The organism is Veronia nyctiphanis, from assembly GCF_004116385.1.
In the GTDB taxonomy this organism is placed as follows: domain Bacteria; phylum Pseudomonadota; class Gammaproteobacteria; order Enterobacterales; family Vibrionaceae; genus Veronia; species Veronia nyctiphanis.
In genome coordinates this window covers 31,953-48,764 of record NZ_PEIB01000012.1, presented here as the reverse complement: position 1 = coordinate 48,764, position 16,812 = coordinate 31,953, and the positions used below count along the sequence as shown (strand labels likewise).

16 protein-coding genes and 2 pseudogenes are annotated in these 16,812 nt (G+C 48.4%); 12 read left to right on the top strand and 6 right to left on the bottom strand.

Annotated features, from left to right (window positions below; genetic code table 11):
• Positions 1 to 2 precede the first annotated feature (2 nt).
• Positions 3 to 614: a YitT family protein gene (locus CS022_RS11355; protein ID WP_129122373.1), complete on the bottom strand. Its 612-nt coding sequence runs from the start codon at positions 612 to 614 to the stop codon at positions 3 to 5.
• Between the two features lie 439 nt (positions 615 to 1,053).
• Between CS022_RS11355 and glyA the strand changes: the two genes are divergently transcribed.
• The 9 genes and pseudogenes from glyA (at position 1,054) to pgpA (ending at position 8,572) form a co-directional block, all read left to right on the top strand.
• The gene (glyA, locus tag CS022_RS11350; protein WP_129122372.1) at positions 1,054 to 2,304 is read left to right on the top strand and encodes a serine hydroxymethyltransferase; all 1,251 of its coding nucleotides are present in this window, start codon (positions 1,054 to 1,056) and stop codon (positions 2,302 to 2,304) included.
• 147 nt (positions 2,305 to 2,451) lie between these two features.
• The gene (gene nrdR, locus CS022_RS11345; RefSeq protein WP_129122371.1) at positions 2,452 to 2,901 is read left to right on the top strand and encodes a transcriptional regulator NrdR; all 450 of its coding nucleotides are present in this window, start codon (positions 2,452 to 2,454) and stop codon (positions 2,899 to 2,901) included.
• Between the two features lie 8 nt (positions 2,902 to 2,909).
• A complete protein-coding gene (ribD, locus tag CS022_RS11340) occupies positions 2,910 to 4,022 on the top strand; it encodes a bifunctional diaminohydroxyphosphoribosylaminopyrimidine deaminase/5-amino-6-(5-phosphoribosylamino)uracil reductase RibD (protein WP_129122370.1) in 1,113 nt (370 codons plus the stop codon).
• A gap of 17 nt (positions 4,023 to 4,039) precedes the next feature.
• Complete coding sequence (locus tag CS022_RS11335) at positions 4,040 to 4,699, top strand: riboflavin synthase (protein ID WP_129122369.1); 660 nt, start codon at positions 4,040 to 4,042, stop codon at positions 4,697 to 4,699.
• Between the two features lie 19 nt (positions 4,700 to 4,718).
• The gene (gene ribBA, locus CS022_RS11330) at positions 4,719 to 5,828 is read left to right on the top strand and encodes a bifunctional 3,4-dihydroxy-2-butanone-4-phosphate synthase/GTP cyclohydrolase II (RefSeq protein WP_129122368.1); all 1,110 of its coding nucleotides are present in this window, start codon (positions 4,719 to 4,721) and stop codon (positions 5,826 to 5,828) included.
• Positions 5,829 to 6,049: 221 nt separating this feature from the next.
• Entirely contained in the window at positions 6,050 to 6,520 is a 471-nt protein-coding gene (gene ribH / locus CS022_RS11325; RefSeq protein ID WP_129122367.1) for a 6,7-dimethyl-8-ribityllumazine synthase, read from the top strand.
• Between the two features lie 12 nt (positions 6,521 to 6,532).
• Positions 6,533 to 6,987: pseudogene (gene nusB, locus CS022_RS11320) on the top strand (transcription antitermination factor NusB).
• Between the two features lie 115 nt (positions 6,988 to 7,102).
• Positions 7,103 to 8,074 carry a thiamine-phosphate kinase gene (gene thiL / locus CS022_RS11315; protein ID WP_129122366.1) on the top strand — a complete coding sequence of 324 codons (972 nt, stop codon included), beginning with the start codon at positions 7,103 to 7,105 and terminating at the stop codon, positions 8,072 to 8,074.
• A 3-nt stretch (positions 8,075 to 8,077) separates the two neighbouring features.
• Positions 8,078 to 8,572: a phosphatidylglycerophosphatase A gene (gene pgpA, locus CS022_RS11310; RefSeq protein WP_129122365.1), complete on the top strand. Its 495-nt coding sequence runs from the start codon at positions 8,078 to 8,080 to the stop codon at positions 8,570 to 8,572.
• 62 nt (positions 8,573 to 8,634) lie between these two features.
• On the opposite strand, the pseudogene dxs reads toward pgpA, so the two are convergent.
• The 3 genes and pseudogenes from dxs to xseB all read right to left on the bottom strand — a co-directional run bounded on the left by dxs (position 8,635) and on the right by xseB (position 11,656).
• Positions 8,635 to 10,498 (bottom strand): annotated as a pseudogene (dxs, locus tag CS022_RS11305) (1-deoxy-D-xylulose-5-phosphate synthase).
• 26 nt (positions 10,499 to 10,524) lie between these two features.
• The gene (ispA, locus tag CS022_RS11300; RefSeq protein ID WP_129122364.1) at positions 10,525 to 11,418 is read right to left on the bottom strand and encodes a (2E,6E)-farnesyl diphosphate synthase; all 894 of its coding nucleotides are present in this window, start codon (positions 11,416 to 11,418) and stop codon (positions 10,525 to 10,527) included.
• Entirely contained in the window at positions 11,411 to 11,656 is a 246-nt protein-coding gene (gene xseB, locus CS022_RS11295; protein WP_129122363.1) for an exodeoxyribonuclease VII small subunit, read from the bottom strand. Before xseB ends, ispA begins: the two co-directional genes overlap by 8 nt.
• A gap of 224 nt (positions 11,657 to 11,880) precedes the next feature.
• On the opposite strand from xseB, the gene pomA reads away from it, so the two are divergent.
• The 3 genes from pomA to thiI all read left to right on the top strand — a co-directional run bounded on the left by pomA (position 11,881) and on the right by thiI (position 15,184).
• A complete protein-coding gene (pomA, locus tag CS022_RS11290; protein ID WP_129122362.1) occupies positions 11,881 to 12,642 on the top strand; it encodes a flagellar motor protein PomA in 762 nt (253 codons plus the stop codon).
• A gap of 9 nt (positions 12,643 to 12,651) precedes the next feature.
• Positions 12,652 to 13,593: a flagellar motor protein MotB gene (locus CS022_RS11285; RefSeq protein WP_129122361.1), complete on the top strand. Its 942-nt coding sequence runs from the start codon at positions 12,652 to 12,654 to the stop codon at positions 13,591 to 13,593.
• Positions 13,594 to 13,738: 145 nt separating this feature from the next.
• Entirely contained in the window at positions 13,739 to 15,184 is a 1,446-nt protein-coding gene (gene thiI, locus CS022_RS11280) for a tRNA uracil 4-sulfurtransferase ThiI (protein WP_129122360.1), read from the top strand.
• A 78-nt stretch (positions 15,185 to 15,262) separates the two neighbouring features.
• Here thiI and CS022_RS11275 read toward each other — a convergent pair whose 3' ends face one another.
• The gene (locus tag CS022_RS11275) at positions 15,263 to 15,892 is read right to left on the bottom strand and encodes a DJ-1 family glyoxalase III (protein WP_129122359.1); all 630 of its coding nucleotides are present in this window, start codon (positions 15,890 to 15,892) and stop codon (positions 15,263 to 15,265) included.
• Positions 15,882 to 16,769 carry a 2-dehydropantoate 2-reductase gene (locus CS022_RS11270; protein WP_129122358.1) on the bottom strand — a complete coding sequence of 296 codons (888 nt, stop codon included), beginning with the start codon at positions 16,767 to 16,769 and terminating at the stop codon, positions 15,882 to 15,884. Before CS022_RS11270 ends, CS022_RS11275 begins: the two co-directional genes overlap by 11 nt.
• Between the last annotated feature and the right edge of the window lie 43 nt (positions 16,770 to 16,812).

Below are 16,812 nucleotides of genomic sequence, written 5' to 3'. Positions count from 1 at the left end.
TTTTACTTCGCAGGTGCCACTTGATAACGCTCTGGCTTGTGGTTCATGGTCAGCAGCATATTGAGGATGACTGCGCTGCCTACCGAACATAGCAAGATAAATGGACTGACAACAAAGAATGAAGCCACCAAAATCGCGCAGTCAATGCCCATCTGAACGTTACCGGCACGAAGACCGAATTTATCCTGACAGTAAAGGGCAAAAATATTGAATCCACCCAGACTGGCGTTATGACGGAATACCATCAGCATTCCAACACCAATCATCAGGCCAGCAATGACCGCACTGTAAACAGGGGATAGCCAGTCCACAACAAACAAGTTGTCTATCATGTCTGCAAAGATTGAGACTAAACTGCCTGCGATAAGGCTACGAATAGCAAATTGACGGCCGAAGCGTTTCCACGCCATCAGGTAAAAAGGCAAATTGAGAACAAAAAAGAGAGTGCCGAATGATAAATCTGTTACCTGATTAACTAACAGTGCTAAACCTGCAATACCACCGGAGAGAAGTCCCGCCTGCTTCAGGAACATAACGCCTTGAGCAACAATGAAAGTACCCGCCAAAATAGCGACTAAATCTTCCTGCCAGGTGTGTTTAATGGTCTTACTCAACGCTGTTACTCCTCAAATTTGCTCAATTCAACTGCGGAATGTAAAAAAACAACAAGAAATACGCAAAAGCACACATATGTAGGCTTAGCTAAATGCGATCAGGCGCTAATATATCTCTGATTTTACATTTTTGCTAATGAGGTATTTTACACGTAATCCAAGCTTTACAAAGTGTAAAGTTGTAAATTTACAACTTGTTGTAATTTTGTTACCTAATGAAGTCCTAAGCTTGGTGTTTTTCTGCGGAATTGATGGGAGAATACGAAAGAATATATTTCTACTACCTGATGGCGCGCATATTTTGTAGAATACTTGCGGAAATTATACGGGAGACGTAAACGTTTGCGTCCGCGTGATAGCTGGTTTTTTTAAGTTACTCAATGCTGGAGTGACACTTGGGTTACCAAAGCTGTGACCTTATCTGAGGCAGGAGAGACAGATGTTAAAGCGTGATATGAATATCGCTGATTATGATCCGGAGTTGTTTGCCGCGATCGAGGAAGAAACGGCCCGTCAGGAAGAGCACATCGAACTGATCGCGTCAGAAAACTACACCAGCCCTCGCGTAATGGAGGCTCAGGGTTCGCAGCTGACTAACAAGTACGCAGAAGGCTATCCGGGCAAACGTTATTACGGTGGTTGTGAGTTCGTTGATAAAGCAGAAGCGCTAGCCATCGACCGTGCCTGTGCGCTGTTTGATTGCGAATATGCCAATGTTCAGCCACATTCAGGCTCACAAGCCAACAGTGCAGTGTTCATGGCACTGCTTAACCCGGGTGATACCATCTTGGGTATGAGCCTCGCGCACGGCGGTCACTTGACTCATGGCTCTCCGGTAAACTTCTCTGGTAAGCACTACAACGTCATTCCTTACGGCATCGATGAAGCTGGCCAAATTAATTACGATGAGATGGAAGCGCTGGCTGTTGAGCACAAACCTAAGATGATCATCGGCGGTTTCTCTGCCTATTCGCAAATCGTTGATTGGGCGCGCATGCGTGAAATCGCGGATAAAGTCGATGCTTTCCTGTTTGTCGATATGGCCCACGTCGCCGGTTTGGTTGCTGCAGGTGTTTACCCTACGCCAGTGCCTCATGCACATGTGGTCACAACCACAACCCATAAAACGCTTGCAGGTCCTCGCGGCGGTCTGATTCTGTCCAGTGCTGGCGAAGATCTGTACAAAAAACTGAACTCAGCGGTATTCCCGGGTGGTCAGGGCGGTCCTTTGATGCATGTTATCGCAGCAAAAGCGGTCGCATTTAAAGAAGCGATGGAGCCAGAATTTAAAACTTACCAGCAGCGTGTTGTCGATAACGCCAAAGCCATGGTTGAAGTTTTCCTGTCTCGCGGTTTCAACATCGTATCGGGCAGCACAGAAAACCACCTGTTCTTGGTTGACCTGATTGAAAAGAACATCACAGGTAAAGAAGCGGATGCGGCGCTGGGTGCGGCGAACATCACGGTAAATAAAAACAGCGTACCGAATGACCCGCGTAGCCCATTCGTCACCTCTGGTATTCGTGTGGGTACGCCGGCAATTACTCGCCGAGGCTTCACTGAGCAAGATGCAAAAGATCTTGCTGGCTGGATGTGTGACGTGTTGGAAAACATCGAAGACAGCGCTGTTATCGAAGCGACGAAAGGCAAAGTATTGGATATTTGTCAGCGTCTGCCAGTTTATCCATAAAACTGCGTAAGAGACTGCAAAAAAGAAAAGGCACCCTCAGGGTGTCTTTTTTGTTTTAGCAACCAGAATTTCATCGGCATTTCCTATAATCCACTGCGACTGATCAGTAAATCGGGTACACTGTTGCGAAATCATTAAGGAGGCACGATGCACTGTCCATTTTGTGGTGCAACTGACACCAAAGTCATAGATTCCAGGTTGGTGGCCGATGGTCATCAAGTTCGTCGTCGTCGCCAATGTATTGCGTGCAGTGAGCGATATACCACGTTCGAGACGGCGGAACTGGTTATGCCACGCATCATAAAAAGCAATGGTAACCGTGAGCCTTTCAATGAAGACAAACTGACTGGTGGTATTCAACGCGCGTTAGAAAAGCGTCCAGTTAGTACCGACGATATGGAAAAAGCCATCAACGCGATCAAAACCAAGATACGTGCGACGGGTGAGCGTGAAGTTTCGTCGAATATGGTCGGTAACTTGGTGATGGAAGCGCTGAAAGAGTTGGATAAAGTGGCGTACATCCGCTTTGCCTCGGTCTATCATAGTTTTGAGGATATCCGAGAGTTTGGCGAAGAGATTGCCCGACTCGAAAAGTAAGGCTCATCATGTTTTCTGATTTTGATACCCGAATGATGGAGCGCGCACTGGCGCTGGCGGCTCTTGGGCGGTTCACCACAGCCCCCAACCCTAGGGTCGGTTGTGTTATCACGCAAGGTGAACATATTGTTGGTGAAGGTTTTCATCAGCGGGCAGGCGAAGCGCATGCCGAAGTCTTTGCTCTTCGAGCAGCTGCTGAGAAAGCAAGCGGCGCGACGGCCTACGTCACGCTTGAGCCGTGCTCTCATTTTGGCCGAACGCCGCCTTGTGCGAATGCGCTGATTGATGCTGGCGTAAAACGCGTTGTCTGCGCCATGGTTGATCCCAACCCAGAAGTGGCGGGTCGGGGCATTAACCGAATGCGTGATGCAGGTATTGAAGTTGATGTAGGCCTCAAACAAACCGACGCGGAAACGCTCAACGCGCCATTTATCAAATTCATGACCACAGGCATGCCTTATGTTCAACTCAAGCTTGCCTCGACGCTTGATGGTAGAACCGCACTGGCGAATGGCGACAGTAAATGGATAACAGGTGCAGAAGCGCGAGCCGATGTTCAGGTTTACCGTGCGATGTCAGGTGCAATACTTTCTACTAGCCAGACAGTTATTGATGACAATCCTTCCTTAAATGTGCGTTGGGCACAGCTTCCCGAAGACATTCAGCAGGCTTATCCGGAAACGTCACTTCGCCAGCCCATTCGAGTGATTTTAGATCGCCAAAGCCGAGTGAAACCTGACGCTCACCTTTTTTCGTTGAAGGGCGAGGTCATCATGGTGCATGACAGCGCCAACGATAACGTTTTGACTGAGCAGACGTCAGTCACTCATGCTAACAGTAATGAAGCAGGCTTTGACCTTCATGATGTGATGCTTAAACTTGCTGCTCAGGGAATTAATCATGTTTGGGTCGAGGCAGGCGCAAATCTTGCTGGTGCATTGTTAAAAGCCGGGCTGGTTGACGAACTGATTGTTTATCAGGCACCCAAAGTCATTGGTGCGGATGGCAGGCCACTGTTGGCGTTGTCTGGCCTCGAGTCTATGTCAGACGTGCCCGAGTTTATCCTTGATGACGTGACCCGTGTTGGTAACGACATTCGTATGACTCTGCGTAAGCAGTAACGACAAGAATTGAAACTATGTTTACAGGAATTATTGAAGCAGTTGGTGAAATCAAAGCGGTGACCTCTAAGGGGCAGGATATTTCGCTGACTGTTGACAGCCGTGGGCTTGATTTGGCTGATGTCAAACTGGGCGACAGTATTGCCACAAATGGTGTGTGTTTGACGGTTGTCTCTCTGACGGGTAATGGCTACGTTGCCGACCTGTCAGCTGAAACACTAAACAGAACGGCATTTGCTCACTATGAGCCGGGGCAAAAAGTAAACCTTGAAAAAGCGATGCTGCCAACAACCCGTTTTGGCGGCCACATTGTATCAGGCCATGTTGACGGTCTGGCGACCGTGGCTTCTCGGGAGCAAAGCGGCAGGGCTATCGAGTTCTGGCTTGAAGCGCCTGCTTCACTGGCAAAATATCTGGCGGAGAAAGGGTCTGTCACAGTAGATGGCATAAGTCTTACTATTAATGCTGTTGATGGTGCCCGCTTTAAGCTTACTATTGTGCCGCACACTTCGTCTGAGACTACTATTCAGCATTATCATGCTGGTCAGGTGGTTAATATGGAAGTAGACGTTATTGCGCGTTACCTGGAGCGTCTGGTTCTGGGTGAAAAGGCAAGCCAGTCAGCGCAAAATGGTCTGACAATGGCTAAGCTTGCTGAATCAGGTTTTTTAAAATAGTTCATCAAAGAGCAGAAAAATGGCGATTAGCAGTATAGAAGAAATCATTGAAGACATCCGTCAGGGAAAAATGGTTATCCTGATGGACGATGAAGATCGTGAAAACGAAGGTGATCTTATTATCGCCGCCGAGAAAATCACGCCGGAAGCCATCAACTTTATGGCGACGTATGGTCGTGGTCTGATTTGCCTTACCATGACGCAGGAGCGCTGTGAGAAGCTTGGTTTACCCCCTATGGTGTCTGACAACAACGCGCAGTTTTCTACCGCGTTCACTGTCTCTATCGAGGCAGCGGAAGGGGTGACGACAGGTATTTCAGCCGCTGACCGCTCTCGCACTGTTGAAGCAGCAGTGGCCCCGGATGCAAAAGCGTCTGATCTGGTTCAGCCGGGTCACATTTTCCCATTGATGGCACAAGACGGTGGTGTTCTGACTCGTGCTGGTCACACAGAAGCAGGCTGTGACTTGGCTCGTCTGGCAGGTTTTGGCCCAGCGGGCGTTATCGTTGAAATTCTCAATGAAGACGGCACCATGGCGCGTCGTCCAGATCTTGAAAAGTTTGGTGAGAAACATGGCATCAAACTCGGTACCATTGCGGATTTGATTGAGTACCGTAATAACAACGAAACGACCATCGAACGTGTGGCAGAATGTAAATTGCCAACTGAATTTGGTGAGTTCGATCTGGTTGCTTATCGCGATATCATTGATAACCAACTTCACTATGCCCTGCGCAAAGGCGAAATTAATAACCAGCCGACGTTGGTGCGTGTTCACTTACAAGATACGCTCACTGATCTGCTTCACACCGACAGGGCGTCAGAGCGCAGCTGGGCGTTGACTGATGCCATGAAAAGAATGAGCGCAGAAGGCGGTGTATTGGTGGTGCTTGGTAAAGAAGAAAGCACAGAATCAATGATTGAAAAGCTTCGTGTTTTTGGTGCGCAGGACAAAGGCGAACGACCTGCCGGAGCTAAGTGGCAGGGTACGTCGCGCCGCGTAGGTGTTGGCTCTCAGATACTATCAGACATGGGTGTCACGGAAATGCGCTTGCTGTCATCGGCGAGCAAACGCTACCATGCACTGTCTGGTTTTGGCCTCAAAGTGGTCGAGTACGTTAGTCAGTAACTAGAAAACAACGAATACCGTCAAACGCGGCACAGTGCCGCGTTTTTTGTTTTAGCTCACGGATTAATAACGCTTTTGAATGGGGAGCAGGGGAACAGATCCGAGGCAATTTGCTATCGGTTTGTTACACAAACACCATCGATACACTGGGATCGGCAGATAAAAGTGTGTTAGAATCCCGCGGTTTTTTAATCCGGTTAAATTAAGTCACAGGAAGGCCCATGAAGGTGATCGAAGGTGCATTTGCAGCACCCAACGCTAAAGTTGCTATCGTTATTTCCCGCTTTAACAGCTTTATTAATGAAAGCCTGCTGGAAGGTGCGCTTGATGCACTGAAACGTCAGGGTCAGGTCAGTGAAGACAATATCACTATCGTTCGTTGTCCAGGTGCTTATGAGCTGCCTTTGGTTACTCAGCGTGTTGCTAAGAGCGGCAGCTACGATGCTATCATCGCACTTGGCTCAGTGATCCGTGGTGGTACACCGCACTTTGATTATGTAGCCGGAGAATGTAACAAAGGGTTGGCACAGGTTGCACTGGAATTTGATACGCCAGTTGCTTTCGGTGTGCTGACTGTAGATACCATCGAACAAGCTATCGAACGCGCGGGTACCAAGGCTGGTAATAAAGGGGCAGAGGCTGCACAAAGCGCGCTTGAAATGGTCAATGTTCTGTCCCAAATCGAATCCTAACGGAGTGTTATCGTGAAACCAGCCGCACGGCGTAATGCACGCCATTTTGCATTACAGGCGATTTATTCGTGGCAATTGTCAAAGCGCAACATTGCAGAAATTGAAGCGCAATTTCTTTCTGACGACAATTACGAAGAAGAAGAGCATCAGGCAGAGGAACCTCGTCTGCGCCAACCAGAAACCGATGTGGATTATTTCCGTGATCTGTTTTCTGGTGTGGTACTGAGCCATCAGGAACTGGATAGCAAAATGCGTCCTTACCTGTCACGTCCGCTTCAGGATCTTGAGAGATGGAACATGCTCTTCTGCGCCTTGCTGTTTATGAAATGGCGAAGCGGGAAGATGTCCCATTCAAAGTGGTTATCAATGAAGCTATCGAGCTTGCTAAGCGTTTTGGCGCTGAAGATAGCCACAAATTTGTGAATGGTGTTCTCGACAAAGCGGCTCCCACGCTTCGTAAGAAATAAGAACACAATGTACGATAGAAAAGGCCAGCCATGCTGGCCTTTTTACTTAGTTAAGGTTGTTTAGCTACCTATTTTCTAGCTACTCATTGGGTTACTACAAAAGTCGGATACGGTTATGTCTGGAAATGAATTCGATATCATTGGGCGTTACTTTGCTTCGCAACCTGTCACGCGACGCGATGTAGATTTAGGCATTGGTGATGATGCCGCGTTGATTTCAGTGCCTGAAGGTAATCAGGTAGCCGTCACTACAGATACATTGGTTGCAGGCGTCCATTTTCTTGAAGACGCCAATCCAGAGTGGGTGGCTCACAAGGCCCTAGCTGCTAATCTCAGTGATCTTGCTGCAATGGGAGCCATGCCTGCGTGGTGTTCGCTTGCGCTAACGTTGCCTGAAAATGATGAAGGCTGGATAGAAGCATTCTGCAAAGGGTTCTACAAACTTGCTGAGTATTTCAATGTACAGCTCATTGGTGGAGATACCACCCGTGGGCCGTTGAGTATTTCCATCACTCTTCAAGGCCTTGTGCCGACTGGTCAAGCATTGACACGTAGCGGAGCCAAGGTCGGTGATTGGATTTATGTGACCGGAGAGCTGGGTGACAGTGCGCTGGGTTTGGACTTTATTCTTGGTAACCGAGATCGAACAGGTCTATATGCTGAAGCACTCATTCGCGGGCATTACTTGCGCCAGCCACGGGTTTTGGCAGGACAAAAACTGAGAGGCATTGCCAGCTCTACACTTGATATTTCTGATGGCCTTATTTCGGACCTTCCGCATATCCTGAAAGCCAGCGGTGTTGGCGCTAATGTCGATGCTGCTCTTATCCCTGTTTCTTCCGTGTTAAATGAGCTGGAAAAAGATCCACAGGTTGCCGCAAAGATGGCCCTTTGTAGTGGAGAAGAGTACGAGCTGTGCTTTACAGTGCCAGAAATTAACCGTGGCGCGTTAGATACCGCGTTTGCACACGCGGATATTCATTTGGTCTGTATCGGTCAGATTCGCTCTGGCAGTGGCTTGACCCTCAACTGGCAAGGTGACGCGGTAGACTGGCAGCTTGCTGGTTGGGATCATTTTTCGGAGTAAGCAGTGACAAAACCTACATCCCATATTCGACTCTCTAACCCTGTCCACTTACTGGCAACAGGCTTTGGTTCTGGTCTTTCACCAATTATCCCAGGAACCATGGGGACGCTAGCTGCGGTACCTTTCTATTTCCTGTTCATGCAATTTGGCTGGTGGGTGCTGCTCTCTGCGGCGATTTTGGGAAGCCTGGTGGGCATCTACCTTTGCGGGCGCACGTCGGATGATATGAAGGTTCATGACCACGGCAGTATTGTCTGGGATGAGTTTGCAGGCTTTTGGATCACTATGTTACTCGTGCCTTCGACGCAGTGGCAGGTGGTGCTGACAGGCTTTGTGCTCTTTCGGTTTTTTGACATGGTGAAACCTTGGCCAATCAGCTTACTCGACAGGAAAGTACACGGTGGTTTCGGGATCATGCTGGACGACGTTGTTGCGGGATTAATGGCAATGGTGTCGCTATGGCTGGTTAACCATTGGTGGTTGAGCAGTCTGCTCTAACGTATTTTTACTTGTTGTATTAAGCAATAAAAAAACGGCGCTTGTTGCGCCGTTTTTTCTCATCACTGGTCGAGATAGCGACGGATTTGTTTCTCTATACCCTCTGCATCAAGCTCCAGTTCCGCATGAAGTTCTTGCTGTGTACCTTGATGGATAAACTTATCAGGCAAGCCTAATTGCAGCACAGGTTTAATCTGACGCGATTTCATGAGGTATTCGATAACACCAGAGCCAGCACCACCTGCAATTGCATTTTCTTCAATCGTGACAAGTACGTCATGCGTTTCGGCAAGTTCACTAATGAGTTGCTCATCCAGTGGTTTAACAAAACGCATGTCTGCGACGGTCGCATCAAGTTTTTCTGCCGCTTCAAGCGCATTGGGCAGGAAAGTACCGAAGCTCAGGATAGCTATGCTTTTACCTTCTCGGCGGACGATGCCTCTGCCCAACGGTAACTCATTCATTTCTGACTCAACGTCAGCGCCACAGCCGGCCCCGCGAGGGTAGCGTATTGCTGATGGCCCCTGATGTTTGTGGCCCGTATACAGCATCTGGCGGCATTCATTCTCATCACTTGGTGCCATGATCACCATGTTTGGAATGCAGCGCATATAGCTAAGATCAAACGCGCCCTGATGGGTTTGACCATCCGCACCAACGAGTCCGCCACGGTCGATGGCAAACATCACAGGTAGGTTCATGATTGCCACGTCATGGATAAGCTGATCGTAGCCGCGTTGCAGGAAGGTCGAATAGATGGCAACAACCGGATGATAACCACCAATGGCCATACCTGCGCCGAGCGTCACAGCGTGTTGCTCTGCAATCGCAACGTCAAAGTACTGATCCGGATACTCTTTCGAGAATTTCACCATACCTGAGCCTTCACGCATTGCAGGTGTAATGGCTAACAGTTTCGGATCTTGCTCTGCCATGTCACAAAGCCAGTTACCAAAAATTTTCGAGAAAGTCGGATTTGTTGCTTTGCTTTTCGGCAGGGAACTCTCGGTCGGGTCGAACTTCGGTACTGCATGGTAGCCGATTGGGTCTTTCTCCGCTGGCTCGTAACCTTTGCCTTTTTTGGTCATCACGTGCAAAAACTGAGGGCCTTTAAGGCCACGCATGTTTTTGATGGTTTTCACCAGTTCTTCAACGTCGTGTCCATCAATAGGGCCGATGTAGTTGAAACCCAGCTCCTCAAACAAGGTCCCAGGAACAACCATGCCTTTGAGGTGCTCTTCGGCACGACGAACCAGTTCTTTGATTGACGGTGTGCCAGACAGCACTTTCTTTCCGCCTTCCCGGATTGAGGTATACATATTCCCCGAGAGAAGCTGCGCAAGGTGATTGTTTAGCGCGCCCACATTCTCAGAGATAGACATCTCATTGTCATTAAGGATCACTAGCATGTCATTGTGTACATCACCCGCATGGTTCATGCTTCAAACGCCATGCCTGCGGTGATTGCACCATCACCAATAACACTCACGACACGACGGCCTTTACCCTCTTTATCGGCGGCAATAGCCATACCGAGGCTGCACTGATAGAGGTCGAACTGTGTCCGACAGAGAGTGTGTCGTACTCACTTTCTCCGCGCCATGGAAATGGGTGAAGACCGTCTTTTTGACGGATTGATGTCATTCTTTCACGACGACCAGTGAGAATTTTGTGCGGATAGGCCTGATGGCCAACATCCCAAATAAGGTGGTCAAACGGTGTGTTATAGACGTAGTGAAGTGCCACGGTGAGTTCTATTGCACCAAGGCCAGAGGCAAAGTGTCCGCTTGAATGGCTGACACTGTTCAGTAAGTAAGTCCTCAACTCCTCACAAAGCTTCGGCAGCATAGTACTTGGGAGCGTTCTTAGCTCATCAGGTGTATCTGCCAGTGCAAGGGTTGGGTATTTTGATATATCCAAAGTCATAGTGGGATTCGGCGCGAGAAAAATTATTAGCTATTGCGCTCGATGATATATCGGGCAAAAACTTCCAGTTGTGACGTATTGTATGGGATTGTCCCCAATGCGTGTAGTCCTTCCTTATAAAGCTCGTCGGCTTTTTGTCTGGCTCCTTCCAGTCCGAGCAGGGCAGGGTAGGTACTTTTCTCTGCTAAAACATCAGAGCCTTGGGGTTTACCAAGGGTGGCTGTATCGCTGGTGATATCAAGAATATCGTCCTGAACTTGGAAAGCCAGACCCATGGCGTTGGCAAATTTATCGAGTTCAGGCAGACAAGCAATTCCCTTCTCCCCAGCGGCATACGCACCCATGCGAACCGCGCAGCGGATCAGTGCCCCTGTTTTGTTGTTATGGATGCGTTGCAGTGTTTCGAGGTCAACAGCTTTACCTTCAGCTTCAAGATCGAGGGCCTGACCAAGGCACATACCTCTGGCACCTGATGCGGAAGCCAATTCGCGGACTAAATTGATGCGATGAGCCTCAGCGTCAGCAGATAAACGCCCCTCTGCGAGTATCGAGAAGGCCAGTGTTTGCAGTGCATCACCCGCCAGTATTGCGGTTGCTTCATCGAATGCAACATGACACGTTGGCTTTCCGCGACGAAGTGCATCATCATCCATGGCAGGTAAGTCATCATGAATCAGAGAGTAGGCATGCACACATTCAACGGCGGCGGCTGGCGTATCTAAATCAGACTCTGATGCTCCAAACATTTGGCCTGTGGCATACACGAGAAAGGGACGCACCCTCTTTCCGCCGAGCAACACGCCATGTTGCATGGCTTTTATCAGTGACTGTTCAGGTGAAGGCAGAGTATCAAGCCAGTGAGTCAACACGTCATTACTGCGCGTTTGGCAATGTGTTAACAGTTGTTGCAGCTCAGTCATCGTTTTCCGGCTCGAAATCAGTCAAAGGCGCATTGTCATCCTCACTGAGCAGAATTTCCACTTTCTGTTCTGCGTCGGTCAGTGTTTTTTGACCATGACGTGCCAGTGTGATGCCACGTTCAAACTGCTTTAGCGCCGAATCTAAAGGTAAATCACCACTTTCAAGGCCCTGTACGATAGTATCCAACTCTTTGAGGATCTCCTCAAAAGCCATCTTCTCGGGTTTCTTAGCTGCCATAATGCGTCTTATATTACTAATTTGGCTGTGAAGTTATCGCAGTGCCCGAGAGGGGTCAAACCCTAGCGTGAAATAATGTGTACGGAAGAGATTTTTCTTATGTTGCTTTTGCGCACTAAATCTCCTGACTATACTGCCGTTATATCTAGTAACTGATAAAATCGTCGCGTTTCTCGACACCTTTCAGTGTTGTTGCATTTTTAAACTTTTAAAGGGGTATCGCTTTGGATCTGGCTACACTACTCGGAATCCTCGGTGCGTTTGCGTTCGTCTTGATGGCAATGCTGCTTGGTGGAGAGCTGAGCATGTTTGCGGACGCACCTTCTGCATTGATTGTATTCGGCGGAAGTCTCGCGGTTGTTATGATGAAATTTACCCTGCCTCAGTTTTTGGGTGCCTTTGGTATTGCAGGCAAAGCATTTATGTTTGCCGCTGACGACCCTGAAGAATTGATCGCGAAATTGGTTGAGATGGCAGATGCTGCCCGTAAAGGGGGATTCCTTGCCCTGGAAGAAATGGAAGTCACCAATTCTTTCATGAAAAAGGGTGTGGACATGCTGGTGGATGGACACGACGGTGACGTGGTGAAAATGACACTGGCAAAAGACATTGGACTGACAGAAGAGCGTCATGACTCTGGTGCAAGTTTTTATTCCAACCTGGCTGATGTTGCCCCGGCGATGGGGATGATAGGTACATTGGTTGGTCTGGTCGCGATGTTGTCAAACATGGATGACCCGAAGGCAATCGGGCCTGCGATGGCGGTTGCACTGTTAACGACCTTGTACGGTGCAATGCTGGCAAACATGGTGGCTATTCCTATCGCGGATAAGCTAAAACTGCGCAAAGATCAGGAAAAACTGAACCGCTTGCTCATCATGGATGGCTTGCTGGCAATTCAGGATGGCCAGAACCCAAGGGTACTGGACAGCTATCTGAAAAATTACCTCAACGAGAAAAAACGTACTGTTGACGTTGATGGGTAGGAACTGAGTATGGAAGAAGAATGCAAATGTCCCCCCCCCGGGCTACCCGCTTGGATGGGAACCTTCGCCGACCTGATGTCACTGTTGATGTGTTTCTTCGTACTTCTGCTGTCTTTCTCTGAGATGGATGTCATGAAGTTCCGGCAGATTGCCGGTTCGATGAAGTTTGCGTTTGGTGTTCAGAATTTGCTGGAAGTGAAAGATATCCCCAAGGGTACCAGTGTAATCGCACAGGAGTTCCGTCCGGGCCGTCCTGAACCTACACCGATTGAAGTCATCATGCAGCAAACGATTGACATGACGCAGCGCTCGCTGACTTTTCAGGATGGTGAAGAAGATCGCTCTGGTGGTACTCAGCGCGATTCCGAAGGACAAAAGTCGGGTGGTGCAACGGCGGACTTGGCAACACAATCTGAAAAGCTGAAAGATGCTGAGGACTCCCAAAGTGCTGCTAAGTCTTCCAGCGCCGCGCAGATGCTGATGCAAGCGTTGAAAAAGGAAATTGAAGAAGGCGCAATTGATGCGGAAAACCTTGGCCAGCAATTTGTTATCCGAATCAAAGAAAAGGGCATGTTCCCAACAGGGTCGGCTTACTTACAAAGACAGTTCCATCCAATGATTCAGAAAATCGGTCGCATCATTAAAGATGTACCGGGAGAAATTCATATTTCTGGCCACACAGACGATACATTGGTCGACACAGAGCTTTATCGCTCAAATCTGGATTTGTCAGCGCAACGCGCCGTGTCTGTGTCTCTCGTTATGAGTGAGGTCGAAGGGTTTGACCCGTCCCGTGTCAGAGTCGAAGGCGCAGGCTCTTCGCGACCTTTGGTGCCGAATGATTCAGATGAAAACCGCGAGCAAAACCGTCGGGTAGAAATTTCTATCATGCAGGGTAAAGCGATGCTTTCAGATGAAATTGCTACTGAAAATATGGATCCAGACTCATAATTATCCTGAGTGGCTTATTTTTCAAAGTCCAGTGTAAAAAAAACAGCCCCACATGGTGCTGCTTTTTTGTCCGCCTGTATAGTTCCAGATGCTGTATGCTTGATGTATAATCCGCGCCTTTGTTGTAGCTGTAGCGAAATCTGTTATGAAATTTATCGTCAAAATTCATCCTGAAGTGATGGTCAAAAGTGAGTCTGTACGGAAACGTTTCACGAAAATACTTGAATGTAATATCCGTAACATTCTCAAGCGTAAATCTAACGCGATGGCGGTATACAATCGTCGTGACCACATTGAGGTTACTCTGAAAGACGATAGGGAAAGAGAGATTGCGCTAGAGGTGCTGACTTGCACGCCGGGTATCCACCATGTGCTTGAGGTTGAACAAACCCCCTTCACTGATCTGCACAATATTTATGAGATCACCCTTGAAGCGGTGAGAGAGCAAGTTGAAGGCAAGTCGTTCTGCGTTCGCGCCAAACGTCGTGGTTCTCACGATTTCACATCTATCGAGGTAGAGCGCTATGTTGGTGGTGGTCTGAATAAACTTGAGAATGCGAGAGTGCAGCTCAAGAACCCAGATGTGACAGTTCATCTTGAGGTGGATCGCGACAAGCTCAATGTGGTTCGTAAGCGTCACAAGGGCCTAGGTGGTTTCCCTCTGGGAACGCAGGAAGATGTACTTAGTTTGATTTCCGGTGGTTTTGACTCCGGTGTGTCCAGCTACCTGCATATAAAGCGCGGCAGCAAGGTACATTATTGCTTCTTCAATCTGGGCGGTGCAGCCCATGAGATTGGTGTTCAGCAGACGGCTTACTATCTGTGGGAAAAATTCGGCTCTTCGGCCAAAGTTAAATTCATCTCGATTGACTTTGAACCTGTCGTCGCTGAAATTCTTGAAAATGTCGATGATGGCCAGATGGGTGTAGTGCTTAAGCGTATGTTCATGCGTGCGGCGTCTAAAGTCGCTGAGAAATTTGGTGTCCCAGCTATGGTTACAGGCGAAGCGATTGGTCAGGTATCTAGCCAGACGCTGACCAACCTGAGCTTGATTGATAAGGTGTCTGAGACCATGATCTTACGCCCGCTGATCAACTGGGATAAGGAAGATATTATCAATCTTGCTCGTGATATCGGCACTGAAGACTTCGCGAAAACCATGCCCGAATACTGTGGCGTGATTTCCAGAAAGCCGACGGTGAAAGCCGTTCAGGAAAAGCTGGATATTGAAGAAGCCAAGTTCAATTTTGATATTCTTGATCAGGTTGTTTACGACGCCCGAATCACCGATATCCGTGAGATTGCGACCAAAAGTCAAGAGCAGGCACCTGAGGTTGAACTGGTAGATGAAATTGCAGCCGACCATGTAGTACTTGATATCCGTAGTCCGGAAGAAGAAGACGACAAGCCGCTGGAAATTAATGGGGTGGAAATTACACACATTCCGTTTTTCAAATTGGCCACTAAATTCGGTGATTTGGATCAGAGCAAAGTCTATCTGCTCTACTGTGATCGCGGAATTATGAGTCGTCTTCAGGCATTGTATTTACGCGAAAATGGCTTTGAGAACGTGAAAGTATATCGACCTTAATCATTGTATTAAGGCATAAAAAAACCGGCTTAAAGCCGGTTTTTTTATGCCTGTCAGTTTATTGAGTCACCCGTGAGGTTAATCCACAACAGCAAATTTTTTGTCGTAGTTGAGGTTGGGGATAATCGTCATCGGCGCAACCACTTCTGCCGCTTTTTCTTTGCCGCCCAGAGTCAACACGATTTCTACCGCAAATTCCAAGGCACTGCCAGGCCCTTGACTGGTGATCAATTTATGGTCTCTGTCGTTCATCACACGACGGGTGTTTTGCTTGTCTTCTGGAATGTGATTAATGAATGCAGGATGACAGCTCTTGTATGCATCAGGGTAAAGCCCATTTTTCTCCAACACGAGTGCGGGAGCAGCACAAATTGCCGCGACCCATTTCTGATCGCACTGCTGCTGTTTGATCATTTCAATGATCAATGCACTTTCACCGAGGCATGTTGCGCCATCAACACCGCCGGGCAACACGATACAGTCAAACTCATCATCAGCGATTTGTACCAAAGGTACATCGGCAATCAACCTGACACCGCGGGAGCAGGTAATCGTCAGGTCGCCATCTGGCGCCGCACTGGCCACTGTGACGCTAAACCCGGCTCTGACCATTACATCGATGACAGTAACGGCTTCCATTTCTTCCGTGCCGTGGGCCAGACACACCAATACGCGTGGAAGTGTATTTTCCTGCACTTCACTTTTCATAGCTTTGCTCCAGATTCTTTATTTGCTGCCACAACGACAGGTTGGCTGGGACATCAATACCGTGAATATTTGCCCGTGAAATCAGATAACCAGTAATAAAGTCGACTTCTGATCGGCGCTTAAAATGCAGATCTCTATTCATCGACGAGTAATTCTCAGCGGTATCTTTGGCAACCTGTAATGCATTCTGGCGGATGATATCACAATCACTGTCCATCCCATCCGCGAGCATGACGTTGGTAATTTCTTCACTCAGTGAGCTGATTACTTCGCTGAATTTCTTGTTTAGCAGTTCGCCGTTTTTGATTTTGTGAACGGCAGTAAGGGGGTTAATGACGCAATTGATTGCGAGCTTTTGCCAAAGTGCAAGATAAACGTTATCTGACCAGGTACAGGGAGGCAGGCTGTGATGAATCACTTCCGCCAGAAACTCACAACGTTTACCGCTGTCATTGAGCCCACCAACCAGTGTTTGCCCCTTTCCGGTGTGACGAATATGGCTGTCACTTAATCTAAGGCTGCCATGGGTAGTGGTGGCAAACAGAAGTGGATTGTTTGGCAATATTCTTGCGGCCAGTTCATCGGTACCCATGCCATTGTGAGTCAAAATAACGGGTGAGTCTGGATGAAGGTACTGGGCCAACTCTGTTAATACTTCTTCGACGTGAAATGCTTTGACGGCCACAAAGACAGCATCACTTTCAGCAAGGCGATCCGGACTATTACTGGCGAAGCCTATCTGAGTATTTTCATCCCGTTTGCGCTGGATCTGGGTTGCATTGCCTCGGGTCCAGAGGTGGATATCGTGTCCGCCTTCAGACAAGTAAGTGGCAAACAGCGATCCTATTGCGCCGCTGCCCGCAATTGTTATTCTCATTACGTCCCTTAATTTCTCGCTATCCGTAAAGCATATCATTCGC

Excerpts from the sequence above, each read along its gene's own strand:
- glyA (WP_129122372.1), top strand. The coding sequence starts at position 1,054 with ATGTTAAAGCGTGATATGAATATCGCTGATTATGATCCGGAGTTGTTT.
- nrdR (WP_129122371.1), top strand. The coding sequence starts at position 2,452 with ATGCACTGTCCATTTTGTGGTGCAACTGACACCAAAGTCATAGATTCC.
- ribD (WP_129122370.1), top strand. The coding sequence starts at position 2,910 with ATGTTTTCTGATTTTGATACCCGAATGATGGAGCGCGCACTGGCGCTG.
- CS022_RS11335 (WP_129122369.1), top strand. The coding sequence starts at position 4,040 with ATGTTTACAGGAATTATTGAAGCAGTTGGTGAAATCAAAGCGGTGACC.
- ribBA (WP_129122368.1), top strand. The coding sequence starts at position 4,719 with ATGGCGATTAGCAGTATAGAAGAAATCATTGAAGACATCCGTCAGGGA.
- ribH (WP_129122367.1), top strand. The coding sequence starts at position 6,050 with ATGAAGGTGATCGAAGGTGCATTTGCAGCACCCAACGCTAAAGTTGCT.
- thiL (WP_129122366.1), top strand. The coding sequence starts at position 7,103 with ATGTCTGGAAATGAATTCGATATCATTGGGCGTTACTTTGCTTCGCAA.
- ispA (WP_129122364.1), bottom strand. The coding sequence starts at position 11,418 with ATGACTGAGCTGCAACAACTGTTAACACATTGCCAAACGCGCAGTAAT.
- xseB (WP_129122363.1), bottom strand. The coding sequence starts at position 11,656 with ATGGCAGCTAAGAAACCCGAGAAGATGGCTTTTGAGGAGATCCTCAAA.
- CS022_RS11285 (WP_129122361.1), top strand. The coding sequence starts at position 12,652 with ATGGAAGAAGAATGCAAATGTCCCCCCCCCGGGCTACCCGCTTGGATG.
- thiI (WP_129122360.1), top strand. The coding sequence starts at position 13,739 with ATGAAATTTATCGTCAAAATTCATCCTGAAGTGATGGTCAAAAGTGAG.
- CS022_RS11275 (WP_129122359.1), bottom strand. The coding sequence starts at position 15,892 with ATGAAAAGTGAAGTGCAGGAAAATACACTTCCACGCGTATTGGTGTGT.
- CS022_RS11270 (WP_129122358.1), bottom strand. The coding sequence starts at position 16,769 with ATGAGAATAACAATTGCGGGCAGCGGCGCAATAGGATCGCTGTTTGCC.